Annotated in this window: 22 protein-coding genes; 12 read left to right on the forward strand and 10 right to left on the reverse strand. The window is 72.7% G+C overall.

The window, feature by feature from the left end; translation table 11 throughout:
* The first annotated feature begins 5 nt into the window (after positions 1 to 5).
* Positions 6 to 740 (forward strand): enoyl-CoA hydratase family protein, encoded by a 735-nt coding sequence (locus tag DT019_RS28470; protein WP_114039794.1) that lies wholly within the window; start codon positions 6 to 8, stop codon positions 738 to 740.
* A complete protein-coding gene (locus DT019_RS28475) occupies positions 728 to 1,315 on the forward strand; it encodes a TetR/AcrR family transcriptional regulator (protein ID WP_114039795.1) in 588 nt (195 codons plus the stop codon). The genes DT019_RS28470 and DT019_RS28475 overlap by 13 nt, the downstream gene beginning before the upstream one ends.
* 71 nt (positions 1,316 to 1,386) lie before the next feature.
* Here the strand turns inward: DT019_RS28475 and DT019_RS28480 are convergent, their stop codons facing one another.
* Positions 1,387 to 1,794 (reverse strand): rodlin, encoded by a 408-nt coding sequence (locus DT019_RS28480; protein ID WP_114039796.1) that lies wholly within the window; start codon positions 1,792 to 1,794, stop codon positions 1,387 to 1,389.
* A 155-nt stretch (positions 1,795 to 1,949) separates the two neighbouring features.
* Here DT019_RS28480 and DT019_RS39200 point away from each other — a divergent pair, with 155 nt between their 5' ends.
* Positions 1,950 to 2,144: a hypothetical protein gene (locus tag DT019_RS39200; protein WP_147267358.1), complete on the forward strand. Its 195-nt coding sequence runs from the start codon at positions 1,950 to 1,952 to the stop codon at positions 2,142 to 2,144.
* 141 nt (positions 2,145 to 2,285) lie between these two features.
* Here the strand turns inward: DT019_RS39200 and DT019_RS28485 are convergent, their stop codons facing one another.
* Positions 2,286 to 2,696, reverse strand: a complete 411-nt coding sequence (locus DT019_RS28485) for a rodlin (protein ID WP_114039797.1) — start codon at positions 2,694 to 2,696, stop codon at positions 2,286 to 2,288.
* Positions 2,697 to 3,008: 312 nt separating this feature from the next.
* Between DT019_RS28485 and DT019_RS28490 the strand changes: the two genes are divergently transcribed.
* From DT019_RS28490 to DT019_RS28505, 4 genes are all read left to right on the forward strand, one after another.
* Complete coding sequence (locus DT019_RS28490) at positions 3,009 to 3,419, forward strand: rodlin (protein WP_114039798.1); 411 nt, start codon at positions 3,009 to 3,011, stop codon at positions 3,417 to 3,419.
* Between the two features lie 289 nt (positions 3,420 to 3,708).
* Positions 3,709 to 3,933, forward strand: coding sequence for a chaplin (locus DT019_RS28495; protein WP_114039837.1), 225 nt, complete (start codon positions 3,709 to 3,711; stop codon positions 3,931 to 3,933).
* A 168-nt stretch (positions 3,934 to 4,101) separates the two neighbouring features.
* On the forward strand, positions 4,102 to 5,175 hold the full coding sequence (locus tag DT019_RS40950) for a chaplin (RefSeq protein ID WP_147267359.1): 1,074 nt from the start codon (positions 4,102 to 4,104) through the stop codon (positions 5,173 to 5,175).
* 363 nt (positions 5,176 to 5,538) lie between these two features.
* Positions 5,539 to 6,768 (forward strand): glycosyl hydrolase, encoded by a 1,230-nt coding sequence (locus tag DT019_RS28505; protein WP_114039800.1) that lies wholly within the window; start codon positions 5,539 to 5,541, stop codon positions 6,766 to 6,768.
* On the opposite strand, the gene DT019_RS28510 is transcribed toward DT019_RS28505, so the two are convergent.
* From DT019_RS28510 to DT019_RS28545, 8 genes are read right to left on the reverse strand one after another with little or no spacing between them, the layout of a single operon-like run.
* Positions 6,754 to 7,887, reverse strand: coding sequence for a GNAT family N-acetyltransferase (locus tag DT019_RS28510; RefSeq protein ID WP_114039801.1), 1,134 nt, complete (start codon positions 7,885 to 7,887; stop codon positions 6,754 to 6,756). The genes DT019_RS28505 and DT019_RS28510 overlap by 15 nt on opposite strands.
* Positions 7,884 to 8,552 (reverse strand): lipopolysaccharide biosynthesis protein, encoded by a 669-nt coding sequence (locus DT019_RS28515; protein ID WP_189390003.1) that lies wholly within the window; start codon positions 8,550 to 8,552, stop codon positions 7,884 to 7,886. The genes DT019_RS28510 and DT019_RS28515 overlap by 4 nt, the downstream gene beginning before the upstream one ends.
* Positions 8,549 to 9,784 carry a glycosyltransferase gene (locus DT019_RS28520; protein ID WP_114039802.1) on the reverse strand — a complete coding sequence of 412 codons (1,236 nt, stop codon included), beginning with the start codon at positions 9,782 to 9,784 and terminating at the stop codon, positions 8,549 to 8,551. The genes DT019_RS28515 and DT019_RS28520 overlap by 4 nt, the downstream gene beginning before the upstream one ends.
* Positions 9,781 to 10,566 (reverse strand): polysaccharide deacetylase family protein, encoded by a 786-nt coding sequence (locus DT019_RS28525; protein ID WP_114039803.1) that lies wholly within the window; start codon positions 10,564 to 10,566, stop codon positions 9,781 to 9,783. Before DT019_RS28525 ends, DT019_RS28520 begins: the two co-directional genes overlap by 4 nt.
* Positions 10,556 to 12,172 (reverse strand): murein biosynthesis integral membrane protein MurJ, encoded by a 1,617-nt coding sequence (gene murJ, locus DT019_RS28530; RefSeq protein ID WP_411292744.1) that lies wholly within the window; start codon positions 12,170 to 12,172, stop codon positions 10,556 to 10,558. Before murJ ends, DT019_RS28525 begins: the two co-directional genes overlap by 11 nt.
* Complete coding sequence (locus DT019_RS28535; RefSeq protein ID WP_114039804.1) at positions 12,169 to 13,491, reverse strand: O-antigen ligase family protein; 1,323 nt, start codon at positions 13,489 to 13,491, stop codon at positions 12,169 to 12,171. The genes murJ and DT019_RS28535 overlap by 4 nt, the downstream gene beginning before the upstream one ends.
* A gap of 2 nt (positions 13,492 to 13,493) precedes the next feature.
* Complete coding sequence (locus tag DT019_RS28540) at positions 13,494 to 14,918, reverse strand: sugar transferase (RefSeq protein ID WP_114039839.1); 1,425 nt, start codon at positions 14,916 to 14,918, stop codon at positions 13,494 to 13,496.
* A gap of 50 nt (positions 14,919 to 14,968) precedes the next feature.
* Positions 14,969 to 16,123, reverse strand: a complete 1,155-nt coding sequence (locus DT019_RS28545; RefSeq protein ID WP_114039805.1) for a glycosyltransferase family 4 protein — start codon at positions 16,121 to 16,123, stop codon at positions 14,969 to 14,971.
* A 285-nt stretch (positions 16,124 to 16,408) separates the two neighbouring features.
* On the opposite strand from DT019_RS28545, the gene DT019_RS28550 reads away from it, so the two are divergent.
* The 5 genes from DT019_RS28550 (at position 16,409) to DT019_RS28570 (ending at position 18,923) form a co-directional block, all read left to right on the forward strand.
* A complete protein-coding gene (locus tag DT019_RS28550) occupies positions 16,409 to 16,663 on the forward strand; it encodes a chaplin (RefSeq protein WP_114039806.1) in 255 nt (84 codons plus the stop codon).
* 196 nt (positions 16,664 to 16,859) lie between these two features.
* Positions 16,860 to 17,099, forward strand: a complete 240-nt coding sequence (locus DT019_RS28555) for a chaplin (RefSeq protein ID WP_114039807.1) — start codon at positions 16,860 to 16,862, stop codon at positions 17,097 to 17,099.
* 225 nt (positions 17,100 to 17,324) lie between these two features.
* Positions 17,325 to 17,933 (forward strand): hypothetical protein, encoded by a 609-nt coding sequence (locus tag DT019_RS28560; RefSeq protein ID WP_114039808.1) that lies wholly within the window; start codon positions 17,325 to 17,327, stop codon positions 17,931 to 17,933.
* 300 nt (positions 17,934 to 18,233) lie between these two features.
* Positions 18,234 to 18,524, forward strand: a complete 291-nt coding sequence (locus tag DT019_RS28565) for a hypothetical protein (protein WP_317617813.1) — start codon at positions 18,234 to 18,236, stop codon at positions 18,522 to 18,524.
* Positions 18,525 to 18,683: 159 nt separating this feature from the next.
* On the forward strand, positions 18,684 to 18,923 hold the full coding sequence (locus DT019_RS28570; RefSeq protein WP_114039810.1) for a chaplin: 240 nt from the start codon (positions 18,684 to 18,686) through the stop codon (positions 18,921 to 18,923).
* Positions 18,924 to 18,927 lie beyond the last annotated feature (4 nt).

Consider the following 18,927-nt stretch of genomic DNA (forward strand, 5'->3'; position numbering starts at 1 on the left):
CGCGCATGACACTCGTCCGGGCCGCCCACGACCGGGGCATCACCACCCTCGCGCTCGACTCGCCCGCCAACCGCAACGCGCTGTCCGCGGACCTGGTCGCCGGGCTGGGCGCCGAGCTCGCGCGCTGCGCGAGGGACCCGGACGCACGGGCCGTCCTGCTCACGCACACCGGCACCACCTTCTGCGCGGGCGCCGATCTGAAGGCGCCGCCGGACCCGGCGGCCTTCGTGGCCCTGATGCGCGCCGTGGTGGAGCTCCCGAAGCCGGTGGTGGCCCGGGTCACCGGCCACGTCCGCGCGGGCGGGCTCGGGCTGCTGGCGGCCTGCGACATCGCGGTCGCGGGCCCCGGCTCCTCGTACGCGTTCACCGAGGCTCGGCTCGGCCTCGCCCCGGCCGTGATCTCCATGCCGGTGCTGCCCCGCATGGACCCGCGCGCCGCGAGCCGCTACTACCTCACCGGTGAGCGGTTCGACGCGGCGGAGGCGGCCCGCACCGGGCTCGTCACGCTCGCCGCCGACGACGTGGACGAGGCCCTCGCCCCGGTCCTCGACGGGCTGCGCAGGTCCTCACCGCAGGGCCTGGCCGCATCGAAGGCTCTGGTCACGGCTACCGTGGCGGAGACCTTCGACCGCTGGTCCAAGGAACTGACCGCCCGCTCGGCGTCCCTCTTCGCCTCCGCCGAGGCGCGGGAGGGAGTGACGGCCTTCCTCGAACGACGGGACCCCGCATGGGTGTTGTGACCCCACCGAAGACCCCGAAGCAGGACCGCAGCCGGGCCACCCGGCAGCGCCTCCTGGAAGCCGCCGTGGCCTGCCTGGCCGAGCACGGCTGGGCGGGCTCGACGGTGTCGGTGGTCGCCGAGCGGGCCGGGGTCTCGCGGGGCGCGGCCCAGCACCACTTCCCCACCCGCGAGGACCTGTTCACGGCGGCCGTCGAGTACGTCGCCGAACAGCGGTCCTCCGCCCTGCGGGCGCTGGACCGCACCGACCGCCGCCAAGTCGTGGCCGCCCTCGTCGGCCTCTACACGGGCCCGCTGTTCCGGGCCGCGCTGCACCTGTGGGTCGCCGCCGCCAACGAGCCCCAGCTGCACGCGCGGGTCACCGAGCTGGAGGCGAGGGTGGGCCGCGAATCGCACCGCATCGCGGTGGAACTGCTGGCGGCCGACGAGTCCGTGCCCGGCGTACGGGAGACGGTGCAGGGCTTCCTCGACATGGCGCGCGGCCTGGGCCTGGCCAACCTGCTCACCGACGACGCGGCCCGGCGGGACCGGGTGGTGGCGCAGTGGGCGGTGCTCCTCGACGAGGCGCTGCGCTGAGCGCGCCACCCGGGCCGGGATGACGAAAACGGCCGGCCCGGGTGACCCGGGCCGGCCGTCGCCGGTCATTTTCAGCTGCCGACGGCGCCGTTGCCGGAGAGCACCGGGATGTCGTCCACGATGTGCGACAGCGCCTCGTCGCGCTTGGCCTGGGTGGAGTTCTCGGTGCACTGCTGAGTCTGCGGCGAGGACAGGACCGGGATGTCCTGAACGCCGACGTTCACCAGGGCGAGGATGGACTGCACGTCTGCCTTGGCCGGGAGGCCGACACACAGCTTGTTCAGGGAGCCCTGGACCAGGGTCATCTGGGGGCTCATGTCGCCGTCGGTCTTCGAGTTGCCGAAGGCCTGCTTGGCGTCGTTGCCGCTGAGCGACGTCGTACCGCTGTCATTGCCGACGGCCATCGCCTGCGGCGCGGCCATCATCGCGACACCGGAAACGGCTGCGGCGACGGCTGCGGCCGACCACAACTTCTTCATGTCTACTCCTGTTGGTCTGACCCATTGATGGGGATCTGTGAAGAGAACGGTGAGAACTTCTTTTGGTTGCGCCGTGTCCCCCGGACAGGGCATTGCGGAATTGGCTCCGCCCGTCCGTGGTAATGAGGCAGTGACCACGGACCGATGGTGAGGACATGACTGAAACGCAGGGCGCCTGGCACAGGGAGGCATTCATCCCGATCAATCGTCGACGATTCGAGAGCCGGGCGGCGGCCGAACCCGTCTACGCGGACCTGGTGCGTTCCTGGGCCGCGGAAAGGCGTACGGTCCCGGGCCGGCCCGACTGGGAATGGAATGCGCTTGTCAACGGTTTCCATTGGCCGGACTGAAGGGCCGCGACGTCGCCCCGTGAGGTGCCGGGCGCGAAAAAGCCGGATCGTCGGAGAGCGCTGGCGATCCGGCCGAGGACCTCAGGGCGTCGGGCCACCGAAGGGATTGACAGCGGCCCGGACGTCCTGAAATCGCAGAACTCAACTGTGCGCGGCGCCGTTGCCGGAGAGGACCGGAATGTTGCTCAGGATGTGCGACAGCGCCTCGTCGCCCTTGGCCTGAGTGGAGTTCTCGGTGCACTGCTGGGTCTGCGGCGAGGACAGGATCGGGATGTCCTGGACACCGACGTTCACCAGGCCGACGAGGGATTGCAGGTTGGCCTTGGCCGGGAGGGCGATGCAGGGCTTGTTGAACGAGCCCTGGATCAGGCCGATCTGCGGGCTCATGTTGCCGTACGTGGCCGAGTTGCCGTACGCCTGCATCGCGTGGTTGCCGCTGACCGAGGTGGTGCCGCTGTCGTTGCCGATCGCCATCGCCTGCGGCGCCATAGCCGCGGAGGCACCAACGGCGGACACGCCGACGGCTGCTGCCGCCATAGCCTTCTTGATCACGCTTGTCCCTTTCTGGTGGATGCCCCAGACGGAGCCTCCTGACCAACCGTCCGCACGGCGGATCGGTTTCTTCCCTTCACTCTTTCGGCCGTACGAAAATAGGGCCGAACAAGTTCTCCGCGTCTCTGCGGGTTGGGATTATATGGAGATCCGACGGGGCGTTTCCGGTGCAGTGTCGGGCCTTCTTTTTGAGAACCGTTCGGGTGATGTGGCGGAACCAAACCGGTTCGGTGAAGTTGACCGTGCAGTAGTACGGCGCAGTGGATATGGGCGCGGTACTGCACGTGCTCTCCACCAAGAAAAGGGAAGAACATGCTCAAGAAGGTTATGGCCGCGTCCGCTGCCGCCGTTTCGATTGTCGGCGCCTCCGCCATGCTGGCCCCCCAGGCCATGGCCATCGGCAACGACTCCGGTACGACGTCGCTCAGCGGCAACGGCGCGAAGCAGGCCTTCGGCAACTCGAAGACCGACGGTGACATGAGCCCGCAGCTGTCGCTGGTCCAGGGTTCCCTGAACAAGCCGTGCATCGGCCTCCCGCTCAAGGCGGACGTGCAGTCCCTCGTCGCCCTGGTGAACGTCGGCGTCCAGGACATCCCGATCCTGTCCTCGCCGCAGACCCAGCAGTGCACCGAGAACTCCACCCAGGCCAAGCGCGACGAGGCGCTGTCGCACATCCTGGACGACATCCCGGTCCTCTCCGGCAACGGCGCCGCCGGCAGCTGAGTCCTTGCCGCCGCTCGGGCCGCCGCAGTCCTTTTCGGGCCGCGACGGCCCGAGTTGTTTGGGCGCGCATCGCAGGACGGCCGAGTTGAAGAGGCGTGGCGCGAACAGCCGTTCCTCCTGCCATTTGGGTGAGGAAAGCGGCGGCGCGGTTCCGCCTCGGTTTCTTTTGCCGGAATAAATCGTTACCAAGTCGTCAGCGGCTCCTTGGGCGAAAGCTCTGGCAACGCGCCGTGAGCAACGACTGGTTGCGCGACTTTTTGACTGAGGGAAGGAAATCCACGTGAAGTACATGAAGGCTGCGACGGTTCTGGCCGGTCTGGTCATCGCCGCTGGTGGTGCCGCCCCGGCGTTCGCCGACGCCAACGCCGACGGCGCCGCCGTCGGCAGCCCGGGTGTCCTGTCCGGCAACCTGCTGCAGATCCCGGTCCACGTTCCGATCAACGTCTGCGGCAACACCATCGACGTCATCGGCCTGCTGAACCCGGCGTTCGGCAACGTCTGCGTCAACAAGTGACGTAGAGCCAGACTCTCCACTCTGATTTTGGGGCGTGCGCATCGCACGCCCCAAAGTCGGTTCTTCCCCCAATTTCTCTCCCCCCCCCACGACACGGAAGACAGCCCATTGCGACAGGTCATCAGCAAGACCCTGTTCACCGCCGTGGCAGCCACGAGCGTTCTTTCGATGAGCGGCACCTACGCTCAGGCGGCCGGCACCGATGCCGAGACCATGGGCTCGCCGGGCCTTCTGTCGGGGAACACGATTTCGGCGCCGGTGGATGTCCCGGTCCAGGCGTGCGGCAACAGCGTGGACCCGGTCGGAGCGCTCAACCCCTCCTTCGGCAACCACTGCGAGACGCTCTCACCGTCCCGCGAGGAGCGCTCCGACGAGCGCGCGGAGCGGCGGGCCGACGAGGCGGGCGAGGACGCGGGCGGCTACGGCTCCGAGGAGGAGGGCTACGGCTCCGGGTACGGGCGTTCGTACGAGGAGGAGTACGCCGAGGCGTACCGGCCCCGGCACGAGCGGGCCGCCGCGAGCGAGGCGCGGTCCGTGACGAGCGACTCCCCGGGCGTCCTGTCGGGGAACTCCGTGGCGGCGCCGGTCGACGTGCCCGTGCAGGCGTGCGGGAACACGGTGAACATCATCGGCCTGCTCAATCCGGCCATGGGCAACCACTGCGCGACCGGGTCGACCGAGACCCCGCACACGCGCCACGCCCCGCCGGTCCACCACGCACCCCCGACCCGCCACGCCCCGCCCGTGCATCACGCGCCGCCGGTGCATGAGGCCCCGCCTGTGCACCACGCCCCGCCGGTCCACCAGGCACCCCCCATCCACCACGCACCACCCGTGCACCACGCTCCCGTTAGGGCGGTTCCGCAGCTGCCCGCTGCTCCGCCTGTGCACCAGGCACCTCCGGTGCATGAGGCCCCGCCTGTGCACCAGGCACCTCCGGTGCATGAGGCCCCGCCCGTGCACCAGGCACCTCCGGTGCATGAGGCCCCGCCCGTGCACCAGGCGCCCCCGGTTCACCACGCCCCGCCCGTGCACCACGCACCCCTCGTGCACCACGCCCCCTCGGCACCGCGCGCTCCTCGGGTCGTGGCTCCGCCGGCCAGGGCGCACGCTCCCGCCGTTCCGCAGCTCGCCGCCACCGGGTCCGACCCCGCGCTCCTCGCGGCCGCGGGCGGAGCCGTCGCTCTCGTGCTCGGCGGGGGCGTCCTCTACCGGCGCGGCAGGGTGATGGCCCGCGTCTGACCCCGTGGCACCCGCCAGGACTCCCATCCGCGGCAAGTGACGGCCGAGGGCTCGGAGTGGGGGTCGAGGCCCGCGCCGGGAGCATGGCAGGAGTGTTGACTGCCGTGCTGAGTAAGCGAGTTGGGCGTCCGGGCGACGCCTGTTGAACCGTACGTCGAAGGGCTCGGCTCCCATCCGGAGCCGGGCCCTTCGGCGTGCCCTCGCGCATCCGGTACGGATTCTGATGGGCCCTCAGATGGCGGAATCGAGGTGTTCCCCCGTTCGAGGGGCTTACGGCGTGGGCTGCTTATCTTCCCTATCGGCGCAATAAGAATATTTTCCAACCGGGACTCCGGGGAGGTTCTCAGAAACAAGGGAGCGCACATGCGTCTGCGACGTCGTCGAGCGGCGGCCTTCACCACGAGCATTCTGGCGGTGGGCGCCCTTTGCAGTCTGGCACTGGCACCCGGTGTGAACGTCCAGCAATCCGGGGCGGGCAACGACCCGCCTCCCGCCCACCCCTCGGTCGCGAATTTCGGGGCCTTTCTGGATTCCGGCCCGCTCGGTGTGAAGCGGATCGCGGCCCTGGAGAAATGGCTCGGCGGGGCCGACATCCGGGTCGGTCACACCTATCTGCCGGGGAACACCTGGTCCGACATCGAGGGCAGGGCGGGGTTCCTCGACTCCTGGGCCACCTGGCGCCGCGAGCGCGCCGACCGCACCCTCGTCCTCAACGTCCCGATGCAGGCCCTCAACGAGGCCGGGATTCCCGACGCCCGGGTGCGCCGACTGCTGGCGAACGGGGCCGCGGGCGACTACGACGACCACTTCAAGAAGCTGGCCGAGCGGCTCGTGGACCTCAAGATCCCGGACACGGTGATCGTGCTCGGCTGGGAGATGAACGGCACCACGTACACCCACCGCTGCGGCCCGGACCCGGCGGCGTGGAAGAAGTATTGGAAGAACGCGGTCACCGCCATGCGTTCGGTGCCGGGGCAGAAATTCCGGTTCGACTTCGCGCCGAGCCGCGGGCGCGACGCGGTGCCGTGGACCGAGTGCTATCCGGGCGACGACGTCGTCGACATCATCGGAATGGACTCCTACGACCAGCCCCCCGGCGAGGATTTCGACCGGCAGGTCAAGGAGCCGTACGGACTCCAGCAGCACGCCGACTTCGCCGCCGCGCACGGAAAGCCGATCTCCTTTCCGGAATGGGGGCTCTTCCGCAACGGCGACAATCCGGAATACATGCGGCGCATGCTGGCCTGGATGGACGCGCACAAGCCGGTCTACAACACCATCACCGACTACTGCCCGCACGGCGTGTGGGAGTGCACCGACAACCCCCAGGCCTCACAGGTCTACCGTTCGCTCCTGTACGGACGCACCGAGCCCACCCCGCAGCCGTCCGTGCCGGTGAGCCCCCAGCCGTCGGCGCCGGTGAGCCCGCAGCCGAGCACGGGTCCCAGCACGGGTCCGGGCACGAAACCGGCCGCGCCCGTCACTCCGACGCCGCCCCCGAACTGCTCGCCGATCGACCTCGGCCCCTGGGTCGAGCACTGGATCGGGGGCAAGCTCTGCCTCCGCCTCGACTGGTACTCACACCGGTCCTGACGGCTCAGTGGCGGGACGGCGGCGCCTTCCGTCCCGCCACTGTCTCCACGCCCGCAGCGCCGCGCCCGCCCGGCGGCGCAGCTCCGCGTGCAGCCCGGCGGCCCACAGCAGCGGCAGCGTGCGCCGCCGGGCCAGCAGGAAGCGCTGGTTGAACCGCACCTCCGGCCGCCAGTGCTGCTTGTACGGCTCGTTGCCGCGCAGCATGCTCAGCGCGGCCCGCCCGCTGCCGTCGACGCGCTGGGCGCAGGCGCGGAGCAGCATCGTGGCCACGTCGACCTTGCGGCCGCGCAGCCCCGGGTGCGCCCCGTACAGGTAGCCGCCCGCGAGCGCCGGGGAGAGCAGGGTCAGATCGGCCGCGACGACCTCGCCGTCGAGGCGGAACTCGGTGACCACCGCGTCCCCCTGCCGCGTCATCTCACCCACCGCGCGCGCCAGATGCTCCTCGAACCGGGGCCGCAGGTGCTCGCGCGTCACCCCCCGGCCCTGCCACTGGAGCCCGTGCAGTTCGAGCAGCGTCCGCAGCGCGCCGGGCACCTCCTCGGGCGGCACGTCGCGCTGCTCGATGCCCAGCGCGTCGATCTTCCGGAGTTTGGCGCGCGCCCGCTGGGCCCGGTTCGAGGGCAGCCGGGAGAGCAGCGTGTCCATGTCCGCGGCGGGCAGCTCAAGGCACCTCGAGTCGCTCAACTGCCGCTTCACCGACGGCCAGTTGGCGTGCAGGAGTTCGGCGCCTGCGCCCGGGCGCACCTCGCCCAGGTCGATCAGGGCGCCGCGCGCCGAGCCCATCAGGGCCTCCGTGAGGGCACGGGCGGCCTCCTCGGCACAGGTGTCGTCCAGGAGTACGTCCGCGTAGTCCGAGATGGTTCCGCCCAGCGGGACCAGCGCCGGAAGCGGGCGCAGCACCCGCATCAGCGGGGCCGCGCCGATCAACTCGCCGTCCTTGTGCACCACATGGACCCGCAGCCGTCCCCGCACTCCGTACGAGAGCCACCACGAGTGCAGCCACGCGTGGCTCTGGAACGGGGTCGCCGTGCCGCAATTGCGGTGCAGGCGGTGCCAGGCGGGGGCGAGGTCCGCGAAGCGCAGGTCGTCGGTGCAGACCTCCACGCGCAGGCCGGTCACGGGGCGACCTCCTGCGGCACCGGGGAGGCACCGGCCGGGCCCGGCACCGCCGCGGTGATCCCGGGCTCCGGCTCGTGGCGCCGGCGCGGCCGGGCCAGGAGGGCGAGGCCGCCGAGCAGCCCGCCCGCGCAGCCGCCCACCAGGGTGGTCAGCGAGGCCGACGGCGACGAGGGGGCCAGGGGTTTGGCCGCGCGCGAGAACTGCACCACGCGCACGCCGGTGTCGGCCTGGGTGTGCCTGCCGTTCAGGGTGAGGGCCCGGGCCACCGCGTTGGCCATGCCCGCGGCGTCCGCCGCCCGGGGCGAGGTCGCGGTGATCGCGATCATCGGCGCGTCCGGGGAGGTCGCGGTCTGCACGCTGCCGCGCAGCGTGGCTGCGCTCACCCCCGCCCACACCTGGGCGTCCCCGATGACGGCGACCTCGGTCGCGACCCGGCCGTAGGCCTGCGCGAAGCCGAGGGCCACCGAGGGGTCGGCCTTCTCGGCCGGGGTGACCACCACATAGCTCGTCGCGCTGTACTCGGGCGTCTTCACCACGCCGTACAGGCCGCCCGCACTCGCGCCGAGCAGCGCGCACACGGGCAGCGGCCACCAGCGCGGCAGCGCCCGGGCGCGCAGCGGGCCGCGGGTGCTCTGACGCTGCCGCGGGCCGGAGACTCTGCTCATCTGGACTCTTCTTTCTCCGAGGGGTTCGCCGGGAGGTTCGTCGGGGTGGACCGCGGGGCCGGGGGCGCCGTCCTCGCGTCCGGCAGCGGCGCGGGCGCGGGGCAGGGCAGCGGAGCGCGGGCCGCCGCCGCCTCGTACACCCGGACCAGCTGGGTCGAGGTCGCGCTGACGCAGTAGCGGCGCACGGCGTCGGGGACGGGCAGCCGGGGGCCGCCCGCCCGGCGGAAGCCGTCCAGCGCCTCGGCGAACGAGGCGGCCGTGCGGCCCGTGCGCAGCGCGCCGGGTGCCGAGGCGGCGGGCAGGTCGTCGATCGCCGGGCAGGTCACGTACGCCACCGGGAGCCCGGCGGCGAGGCCCTCCACGGCGGCCAGGCCGAAGGCCTCCTCGCCGGAGGGGGAGGCCAGGCAGTCCACCGCCGACAGGATTCCGGCCAGGGTGGGGCGGTGGCCCGCGGGGGAGGTGGTGTCCTGGACGCACTCGCCCGCGAAGACGACCCGTTCGGCGAGCCCGAGCCGCTCCGCGCGGGCCCGCAGTGGCTGCTCCTGTTCGCCGCCGCCCGCGAACACCAGCCAGGCGTCGGGGAGTTCGGCGAGCGCGTCGAGAAGGACGTGGAACCGCTTGCCCGCCGCCAGCCTGCCGACCGCGCCGATCACGAACGCCCCTGGGTGCAGACCGAGTTGGCGGCGTACGGCGGCGCGGGCGCGGGCGCTGAAGGCGAACTGGGCGGCGTCGATCCCGTTCGGCACCACCTGGAGGCGGCGCTCCGGTACGCCCCAGCGGGCGAGGCGGCGCGCGATGGTGGGGGAGACCGCGACGGTCGTGGTGCCGAGCCGTTCGCTCGCCAGGTACAGGCCGCGTACGCCGGGGCCGAGCGGGCGGCCCTCCATGCGGGCCTCGCCCAGGGAGTGCTCGGTGGCGACGATGGTGCGCACCCCGGCGAGCCGCGCGGCGAGCCGGCCGTACAGGCAGGCCCGGTAGAGGTGGGTGTGGACGACGTCGTAGCGGCCGCGGGCGATGAGCCGGGTGAGGCGGGGCAGCGCCGACAGGTCGCGGTTGCCCGCCATGTCGAGGTTCCGCACCCGGCCGCCGTCGCGCACGATGGCGCGGGCCACGGCGCCGGGGTTGGTGAGGGTGACCACGTCCGCCGGGTAGGGCAGGTGGCGCAGCAGCAGCCGCAGTTGCTGCTCGGCGCCGCCCACGCCGAGGCCGGTGATGACGTGCAGGACCTTCACGAGCCCTCCGGGAGGTCGGCGGGCGTCTCGCGGCGCCAGCGGTGCAGGCCGCGTTTGAGGTGCAGCCGCCAGCTGGTGTCGCGTTCGCCGACGTGGACGCGCGGCAGGGCGTAGCGGCCGGTGAGCGGGCCCGGATCGATGGCGCAGGCGTACTGGTAGCCGGCCGCGCGGACCGCGTCGACGGCCCGCAGGTCGACGGCGCCGTACGGGTAGCAGAAGCCCGTCACGTCGTGCCCGGTGAGGTCGAGGAGGAGCTGCCGGCTCTCCCGCACCTCGCGGCGCAGGGTGTCCTCGTCCGTGTGCGTCAGGTCGAGGTGGCGCAGGCCGTGCGAGGCGACCTCCATGCCCCAGGTGGCGGCCTGCTGGATGCCGCGCTCGTCGAGCAGCGGCCGGCGCGGGCCCAGCGGGTCCCACTCGTTGGTGGCGCCGAGCAGTCCCGGCAGGACGAACACCGTGGCCGTGCACTCGTAGCGGCGCAGCAGCGCGAGGGCCTCGGCGGTGAAGTCGGCGTAGCCGTCGTCGAAGGTGAGGCCGACCAGGCCGTGGGCGGTGCCGGTCGCGCGGGCCCGGATGAGTTCGGCCATGCTCACCCCCTTGAGGCCGTGTCTGCGCAGCCAGCGCAGCTGCCGTTCGAAGCGGCGCGGGGAGACGGTGATGTGGTACGGATCCTCCGTGGTGTGGGTCACCGAGTGGTACATGGCCACCCACAGCGGTGCGGCGGGTCGGGGTCTCGAACCAGTCAGTGGACCCCTCGGGTCGCCGACTGCCGTGTCAACGGGCATGCCAGAGCTTTCGTGTGACGGGACGGAACAGCAGACAGAACTCCCGGACCCGCAGCAGCCGCGCCATCACCGCGAAGACGAGCGTCGCGGCGGTGGCCCCGACCACCAAGGCGAGTACGGGATTTGAGAGTGCCGATGCCCCCCACCAGCAGACGGCCGTCGCGCCGCACGCGGCCGCGACGAGCCGGACGAACTGGCCGCACACCCAGCCGCTGGGCAGCGCCATGCTGCGGCGCCCGCTGCCCCACAGGAGCAGCAGCGCGGTCAGTGTGATGCCGAGCGCGTTGGCGGCGGCGATGCCGGGCGCCCCCCACACCGGTACGGCCAGCGCCCCCGAGGCGGCGGTCGCGGCGAGCCCGGCGAGCATGGCGCACGCCGGGAACCACAGGGGCCGGGCCTCGGAGAAGTACGAGCGGGCCAGCACCCCGACCAGGGTCTGGCCGAGCAGACCGAGCGCGTACACCCGCATGACGGCCGCGGTGGCCGCGGTGTCGTGGACGGTGAACGCGCCGCGCTGGAACAGGACTTCGATGATCCGCGGGGCGCCCGCCACCACCACCGAGGCGCCGAGCAGCACGATGGTGCCCGCCACGATCAGGTCGCTCTCCACCCGCCGCCTGGCCCGCTCGGTGTCGCCCGCGGCCAGCGCCCGCGCGATCACGGGGAAGGTGACCGTGCACAGCATCAGGGAGAGCACCATCGGCATCTGCGCCACCTTCTGGGCGTAGTTCAGATGCGAGATGGCCCCGGCGGGCAGGGGCGCGGCCAGGAACCGCTCGACGAGGACCTGGCTCTGGCGGCTGAGCGCGAACACCACGACCGGCGCGACCAGCGCGAGCCGCAGCGCCTGCGCCGTGGGCCGGGCGGGCCGGCGGGCGGCGGGCAGGACGACCGCGGGCTCCCGGCGGCGCCAACTGCGCCACAGCGCCGGGAGTTGGACGAGCACCATGAGTACCCCGCCGAGCGCGACCCCAGCCGCCGCGGCCCGCACCCCCCACGCGCCGCCGAACAGCAGGAGCAGGGCGATGATGCCCACGTTGTACGCCACGTAGATCGAGGCGGGGGCGAGGAAGCGGCCGTGCCCGCGCAGGGCGGCGCTGCAGTATCCGGTGAGTCCGAAGGTGAACACGCAGGTCGCGGTCAGCCGGGTGCAGTCGACGGCCAGGTCCGGGCGGGGCAGCCCGGGCGCGAGCACCGCGACCACAGCGGGCGCCGCGACGATCAGCGCGGCCGCGCCCGCGGTCAGGGCGAGCACGAGCCGGGGCAGGGTGGCCGCCACCAGGGCGCGTACCGGATCGGGGCCCGGGCGGCGGCCGCGCCCGGCCAGGGCGAGGCTGAACGCCGGTACGAGGACGAAGGCGAGCCCGTCCTCGATGAGCAGGGTGGCCGCGACCTCCGGAACCGTCCAGGCGACGAGGAAGGCGTCGGTGTCGGTGTCGGCGCCGAAGACGTGCGCGAAGGCCTGGTCGCGCAGCAGGCCGAGGAGGGCCCCGGCCACGGTGAGGACGGCGGTGAGCAGGGCGGCCCGCGCCAACAGCCGCCCGGACGGGCCGGGTTCGGGGGGAGCGGTGGGCGTCGCCAGGAGCGGGCGGGCGGTCTCCGTCACGGCCGTACCGCCCCTCGCGCGGCCAGCGCCCACCAGGCGGCGAGGCCGAGGACGAGCGCGGTCAGGGCGGTCGAGGGGCCGCCGATGTCGCCGTAGAAGAAGTCGACGAGCAGCCACACCAGCAGCCCGACGGCGACCAGCGCGCAGTCCATCGGCGTGCCCCGCCCGCGCGCGGCCCGCAGTCTGCGCACCCCGCGGACCAGGAGCGCCGCCCAGCAGCCGACGAGGGTGACCACGCCGAGCAGGCCCTGCTCGCTGAGGACGAGCAGGTACATGTTGTGCGGGGAGAGCAGCGGCTGGCGCTTGAAGGCGGCGCCCGCGCCCGCGGTGTCGCTGCCGGAGGACAGGGCGAGCGAGGAGTTGGCGTCGCGGTGGTCCGGGAAGCCCTTCAACCCGACTCCGGCGACGGGCGTCTGACGCCACATCAGCTCGGCGGCCGCCCACATCGTGTACCGGTCGGTGACGGACTGGTCGGGGGCGCTCTCGACCTGGGTGATGCTGGCGAGCCGCTCCTGGAGCAGCTGGGTGCCGGTCCCGCTCGCGCCGACGAGGACGACGGCGGCCGCCGCGGTGACCGCGAGGACGGTCAGCGCCCGGCGCACCCCGGACAGCAGCAGCAGGGCGCAGGCCGCGACCGCCGTCGCGATCCAGGCGCCCCGGCTGAACGACACGGCGAGCGGCAGGAGCAGCAGCGCCGCGCAGCCGAGCGCGGCCCGGCGCTGGGCGCGGCTCGTCCCGGGTGCGGGGTCGAGGGCGAGGCCGACCGCGCAGAGCAGCCCGCAGGAGACGACGGTGGCCATGCCCATGATGTCCGAGGCGCCGAAGGTGCCGACCGCCCGGATGTCCTCGCCCATGTAGGAGGCGCCGGTCGAGGTCAGGTACTGCTGGACGCCGACGCCGCCCTCGAACAGGGCGAGCGCCACCACGGCCGCCGCCACCAGGCGGAAGTCGTCGCGGTCGCGCAGCAGGAGCAGCACGGCGAGCGGCACGAGCACGAAGATCTGGAGGTAGCGGCCGAGCCCGGCGATCGCGGTGCCGGGGTCGGCGGCGCCCATCGCGGCCACGCAGATCCCGGTCACCGGGAGCCCCATGACGATCGCGGCCGTACGGGTCAGCGGCCGGGCGCCCGAGCGCAGGACCCGTACCAGCGTCCACACCACGAGGACCCCGCACGCGGCGTCGGCGGCGGTCGCCGAGCCGTCGCCGCCCAGCGGGGGAGTGGCGAGCAGGGCGATCACGGCGAGCAGCGGCGACAGGTGCGCGGCCCGGCGCAGCGGGGCCGCCAGGGGGGCCGGCGGCGCGGCGGCGAGGGCGTGCACGCTCAGCTCCCGGTGGGGCGGACGAGGCAGACGGCGGTGCGCAGCAGGATGCACAGGTCCTGCCACAGCGACCAGTGGTCGATGTAGTAGTTGTCGTAGCGGGCCCGGTCCTCGATCGAGGTGTCGCCGCGCAGCCCCTGCACCTGGGCGAGCCCGGTGAGGCCGACGGGCATCCGGTGCCGGGCCGCGTAGCCGGGGTGCGCCTGGCTGAACTGGGCCACGAAATAGGGGCGTTCGGGCCGCGGGCCGACGAGGCTCATGTCGCCCCGGATCACGTTCCACAGCTGGGGCAGCTCGTCCAGGGACGTCCGCCGCATGAAGTGTCCGGCCCGGCTCATCCGCTGGTCGTCGGCGATGGTCCAGCGGGTGGCGGCCTCGTGCGCGGTGTCGGGGCGCAGCGTGCGGAACTTGAGCAGGGTGAAGGCCCGGCCGCGCAGCCCGATGCGCTCCTGCCGGAACAGCACGCCGGGGCCGTCGCTGTGGCGCAGGACCACCGCGCACACCAGCAGCACCGGCGCCGCCGCGATCAGCGCGGGCACGGTGACGACCAGGTCGACGAGCCGCTTGAAGAAGAGCCCGGGCGCGGAGGCGGGGGTGCTGGTCAGCGGACGGCAGGGGAAGGCGGCCAGCTCGTCCGGCTGGCGCTGGGCCACGACGTGCCCGGGCGGCCGCGTGTCGAGCTGCCACAGCGTGCAGCCCATGGCCTCCAGGAGCGCCGGGGGAGCGGCGGCCGGGGCATCTGGGGCGTACGTGAACAGGCAGTCGCGCACCCCGTTCTGGATGACGGCGCGCTGGACGTCCTCCAGGCTGCGGAGCACCGGCACGGGGGCCGCCTCGACCGCGGCCTCGGAGGGCGGCACGACCATCCCGACCGGCCGGATGCCGCCGCCGGACCGGCGCACCAGCGCGGACGTGACGCGTACGGCGGTGGCCGCCGGGCCCACCACCAGGGCGGGCCGGGGCCTGCGGACGGCCTGCCGGCGCCGCAGCCACAGCGCGGCGCCGCGCCCCGCGGAACTCACCAGCGTCTGCACCGCGCACCCGGCCGCGGCCGTGGACACCGACAGCGGCACCGCCGACTCGTGCACGAGGGCGCTCTGGTGGGCGAGGACCGTCGAGAGGACGCACCAGGCGATCAGGGAGCGGAAGAACAGCGCGGGCACGTCGCCGAGCACGCCGCGCGCCATCGTCGGCCGGTAGAGCCCGGCCTGGGCGTTGAGCCCGAGCGCCGTGGCCACGAGCAGCCCGGCGGGCCCCGGCGGCAGCCCGGAGTACGGCAGGACGAGCATGGCGAGCAGCCCGGCCGCGCAGTCGGCGGCGAGCAGGACGGAGACGAACGCCTGCACCGCGCGCGGCCGCCCGGTCGGCGGGACGAAGTGGTCCGGCGCCTCGCGGGGCGTGACCACCGCGACGGATCCCGATGACATCCCGGAGCCGTGGGGCGGTCCTCCGGCGGAGGGGACGATGCTTTCCGCGGTCACTGGCTGATGGGTTCCCTGTGCTCGGAGCGCTGCAGAGCGGCCACGTCGCGGTACACCTCCGCGATGCTTCGGGCCGTCTGCCGCACGTCATGGGTGGTGGATACGTGCTCGTGCCCCTGGCGGGCCAGGACACCGCGCAGCGAGGGGTGCGTCAGCAGGTGCGTCACGGCGTGCGCCAACGCGTCCGGCGCGTCCGGCGGTACGAGGCACAGCGGGGCGTGTCCCGGCGCGAGGCTCTCGGCCGAACCCCCGACATCGGTCACCACCACCGGCCGTCCGCACGCCATGGCCTCCAGCGGGGCGAGCGCCATCCCCTCCCAGCGCGAGGGCAGCACGACCAGATCGGCCGCCCGGTACCAGGCGGCGGTGTCGGAGACCGAGCCGACGAAGGACACCGAGCCCGGCGCCCGAGCGCGCAGCGCCGCCAGGTCCGGGCCGTCCCCGACCAGCACCAGATGCGCGCCGGGCACCGACGCGTGGATGTCCCGCCAGGCGCGGAGCAGCACGTCCTGGCCCTTCTGTCGGCACAGCCGGCCCACGCACACGACCAGGGGCGCGCCCTCGCCGCAGGGAGTGTCGGGCGCGTTGTAGTGCTCCAGGTCGACGCCGTTGGGGATCACCGAGCAGGACGCCCGCACCCCGGCCCGCAGCCCGGTGGCCCGCTCGCCCTCGCTGACGCACACCACGCGCGAGGTCCACCGCACGGCCGCGCGCTCCCAGGCGCGGGACAGCAGCGCGACGAGCCCGCCGACGGCCTCGAAGGACCAGGCGTGCGGCTGGAAGACGGTGGGCACCCGGCCGCGCACGGCGAGCCGGGCGGCCACCCCGGCCTTGGCGCTGTGCGCGTGGACCACGTCGGGGCGTACGTGTCGCACCAGCCGGGCCGCCCGCAGGGTCTCGCCGAGCAGCGCGGGACCGGGCGAGCGGGTGGCCTGCCATGGACACACCCGGGCGCCCAGGCGCGTCAGTTCGGTGCTCAACGGGCCTCCCTCGGGGCATGCCACGGTGACCCGGAATCCGCTGCGCAGCTGGTCCCGCACCAAGTCCGTGACGACTCGGGCTACGCCCCCCTCAACGGGCTGAACCAGGTGCAGGACACTCAAGCCCTCCGCGGGCCCCGGCCCGCCGGGGGCGTTCGCTCTCGTCGGCATGTGCGCTCACTCCGGTCCGGCGCTCGAAATGAAAGCTGAACAAAGATGCTGCGGGACTGGGCCCGCAGTGCGGCCCGCCCATTGAATTCCGCGTGGTCCGGTACCCCGGCCGCCGGAGTTCCCGGCCTTCACCGGCGCTTGGGCGGGGGCAACTGTAACCGTATTTACAACCCGGTCCCGTCATGAATGCATGCGCCGGAGTGTCCCCTTCGGGCGATCCGCCGTATCCCGTTGACGGCACGGTCGTTGTATCGGTGGCCTCATCTCCACCCGAAAGGAAAAGCCATGAATCGAATTGCGAAGTCCGTCGCGACCGCGGGCGCCGGTGCGGCGGTCGTGCTGCTCGGAGCCGGTATGGCCGCGGCCACGGGCCACGGCAGCGGGGCGCACGCCGAAGGCGTCGCCGAGGGCTCGCCGGGCGTCCTGTCGGGCAACCTGCTGCAGATTCCGGTGCACGTGCCGGTGAACGTCTGCGGAAACACGGTGGATGTCATCGGGCTGCTCAACCCGGTCTTCGGCAACACCTGCGTCAACAAGTAAGCCGCCGGGGTGAAAGGCCCCGGGCCGTGGACGCGGGTCGCGTCCACGGCCCGGACAAGCCTCTTGACCATGCGCGCGGTCCTGGAAACCCGGGTTCACCCGTTAGGGGCAAAACCGGCCGCCCGGGTCCGCGTTGAGGTGTAGGTCGAGTGACAACACCCGGTCAATGACTTTCTCAACCTAGGAGTACTTCTCCATGTCGCGTACCGCGAAGGCCCTGGTCCTGTCCACCGCTGCCGTTGCCGCCATCGCCGGCGGGGCCGGCGTCGCTTCCGCCGACGCCGACGCGCACGGCGCGGCCACCCACTCCCCCGGCGTCCTGTCGGGCAACATGGCGCAGGTTCCGATCCACGTCCCGGTCAATGTGTGCGGCAACACGGTGAACATCATCGCCCTGCTGAACCCGGCCTTCGGCAACACCTGCGTCAACAAGTAGTCCCCGGCGAAGCCCCGGCCGCTCCCCTCCAGGAGCCGCCGGGGCTTCGTGCTGCCCCGGATGGCCGTAGCCCCCCAAGCCCGTCGTGGCGCGGAATCGTGCCGGTTGGGCGCGGTGGGGACGGGATCTGACGGTCACACAGGACGATCATCCGGTTGCGAGGGGTGTGGGTCGCCAGCACGGTGAGGGAAATTCGCGTGCCCCTCACCGAAGGAGACCCGCTCTATGCGTGCACGTACACCGCGGCGACTGGCCGCAGTGGTGCTTTCCACGGCGATCGTCGTCGGATCCGCCGGAACCGCCATGGCCGCCGACTTCCAGCCGCCGCGCTCGGTCCGTGCCGAAGCACCGGTACCGGGTGCCGACGCCCTGCTCGCACAGGTCAAGTCCCTCGCCAACATCGGTGGGGTGATCACGCCGGTGACCGACCTGGTGACCAAGGTGCTCGGCGGGGCGTCCCCGGCCGACGTCACGGCGCTCGCCGGCAAGGCCACCTCCGCCCTCGACGCCGTGAAGTCGGCGGCCCCGGCCACCCCCGCCAACCCGGCCACCTCCGCCACCCCGGCACTGCCCGCGCTGCCGGCCCTGCCGCTGGGCGGCGCGGAGAGAGCCGCCGCTCCCCTGGACGTCAAGGACGACGCCGTCGCGGCGCTCAAGAAGTCCATCGACGACCTGGTCAAGGCCGTCACCAGCGCCAATGTCGCGGCCATCCTGCCCGCCGCGACCGGGGTGGTCACCGGCCTCGTCGGCGTCGTCCTGGCCACCGTGCTCGGTGGCGGTCTGCCGCTGCCCTCGCTGCCCGGCCTGCCCCCGCTCCCCAAGCTGCCCGTCTGAATCCGTACTCCGTCGAGAGCGCCGGCCCGAGAACGGGTCCGGCGCTCTCGGCCGTCCGGGCCCGGCAATTCCCCTCCGACGGGCCGGAATTCATGAAATCCCATACGAGTATCGGCGGGTTTCCGCTATTGATCGACGGCTCACGAATCCGAGTCCCAAGGGTTTCCCAACCGTGCGGGAGTCGTTACCCAGGGCGAAGCAGAGCAATGCGTTCAGCGACACGCGCGGTGCCAGCGGTGCGCCGTGCGTGCGGCCCATACGGCGATCGAACTCGCCCCGGAAGGATTGATGATGAAGTCGATGAAGGTTGCCGCGGCACTCGCCGGTTCCCTCGCGGTCGTGGGCGCGGCGGCTCCGGCCTTCGCGTCCGGTGACATGCCGCGCATGAGCCTGAACGGCGGTCTCGACACGATCGCGCAGAACGTCGCCACCGCGCCCATGACCGACCTGGCACCGGTGCACACCAATCTGCTCGACCCCAAGTCGAGTGATTCGCTGCTCCACACGGCGGCCGGCGTGGCCAAGGACCTCAACAAGTCCCAGGGGGCGCCGAACCCGGGCCAGCTCCTCGGCGGCCTTCCGCTGGGTTAGTCACCAGCGGGTGAACGGGTCTTCCGTCGCGGCGAATTGATCGGCCGGTCGCCCATCCGTGCGCTGTACGAGGGAAAGACAATAAACCCGGCGTGTTCGCCTCCGGCGGCTCCTGGACATTTGCCTACTGTGAGGCAACCCCGAATGGAAGGTTTCACCATGAATTCTGTCAAGAAGACCGCGCTCGCCCTTGCCGCCGCCGGACTTGCCACGGGGGCCGCCTCCGGTGCCGCCTTCGCCGACGCGGACGCCCAGGGCGTGGCCGCGCACTCGCCCGGCGTCCTGTCCGGCAACCTGGCGCAGGTCCCGGTGCACGTGCCCGTCAACGTGTGCGGCAACACGGTCGACCTCGTCGGGCTGCTGAACCCGGCCTTCGGCAACACCTGCGTCAACGACTGACGCG

The sequence above is a fragment of the Streptomyces sp. SDr-06 genome (assembly GCF_003324565.1).
In the GTDB taxonomy this organism is placed as follows: domain Bacteria; phylum Actinomycetota; class Actinomycetes; order Streptomycetales; family Streptomycetaceae; genus Streptomyces.

What these genes read in the sequence shown, in the direction of transcription:
- DT019_RS28470 (WP_114039794.1), top strand. Translation starts at nt 6, where the DNA reads ATGACACTCGTCCGGGCCGCCCACGACCGGGGCATCACCACCCTCGCG.
- DT019_RS28475 (WP_114039795.1), top strand. Translation starts at nt 728, where the DNA reads ATGGGTGTTGTGACCCCACCGAAGACCCCGAAGCAGGACCGCAGCCGG.
- DT019_RS28480 (WP_114039796.1), bottom strand. Translation starts at nt 1,794, where the DNA reads ATGAAGAAGTTGTGGTCGGCCGCAGCCGTCGCCGCAGCCGTTTCCGGT.
- DT019_RS39200 (WP_147267358.1), top strand. Translation starts at nt 1,950, where the DNA reads ATGACTGAAACGCAGGGCGCCTGGCACAGGGAGGCATTCATCCCGATC.
- DT019_RS28490 (WP_114039798.1), top strand. Translation starts at nt 3,009, where the DNA reads ATGCTCAAGAAGGTTATGGCCGCGTCCGCTGCCGCCGTTTCGATTGTC.
- DT019_RS28495 (WP_114039837.1), top strand. Translation starts at nt 3,709, where the DNA reads ATGAAGGCTGCGACGGTTCTGGCCGGTCTGGTCATCGCCGCTGGTGGT.
- DT019_RS40950 (WP_147267359.1), top strand. Translation starts at nt 4,102, where the DNA reads ATGAGCGGCACCTACGCTCAGGCGGCCGGCACCGATGCCGAGACCATG.
- DT019_RS28505 (WP_114039800.1), top strand. Translation starts at nt 5,539, where the DNA reads ATGCGTCTGCGACGTCGTCGAGCGGCGGCCTTCACCACGAGCATTCTG.
- DT019_RS28515 (WP_189390003.1), bottom strand. Translation starts at nt 8,552, where the DNA reads ATGAGCAGAGTCTCCGGCCCGCGGCAGCGTCAGAGCACCCGCGGCCCG.
- DT019_RS28525 (WP_114039803.1), bottom strand. Translation starts at nt 10,566, where the DNA reads ATGCCCGTTGACACGGCAGTCGGCGACCCGAGGGGTCCACTGACTGGT.
- DT019_RS28540 (WP_114039839.1), bottom strand. Translation starts at nt 14,918, where the DNA reads ATGTCATCGGGATCCGTCGCGGTGGTCACGCCCCGCGAGGCGCCGGAC.
- DT019_RS28545 (WP_114039805.1), bottom strand. Translation starts at nt 16,123, where the DNA reads ATGCCGACGAGAGCGAACGCCCCCGGCGGGCCGGGGCCCGCGGAGGGC.
- DT019_RS28550 (WP_114039806.1), top strand. Translation starts at nt 16,409, where the DNA reads ATGAATCGAATTGCGAAGTCCGTCGCGACCGCGGGCGCCGGTGCGGCG.
- DT019_RS28555 (WP_114039807.1), top strand. Translation starts at nt 16,860, where the DNA reads ATGTCGCGTACCGCGAAGGCCCTGGTCCTGTCCACCGCTGCCGTTGCC.
- DT019_RS28560 (WP_114039808.1), top strand. Translation starts at nt 17,325, where the DNA reads ATGCGTGCACGTACACCGCGGCGACTGGCCGCAGTGGTGCTTTCCACG.
- DT019_RS28565 (WP_317617813.1), top strand. Translation starts at nt 18,234, where the DNA reads ATGAAGGTTGCCGCGGCACTCGCCGGTTCCCTCGCGGTCGTGGGCGCG.
- DT019_RS28570 (WP_114039810.1), top strand. Translation starts at nt 18,684, where the DNA reads ATGAATTCTGTCAAGAAGACCGCGCTCGCCCTTGCCGCCGCCGGACTT.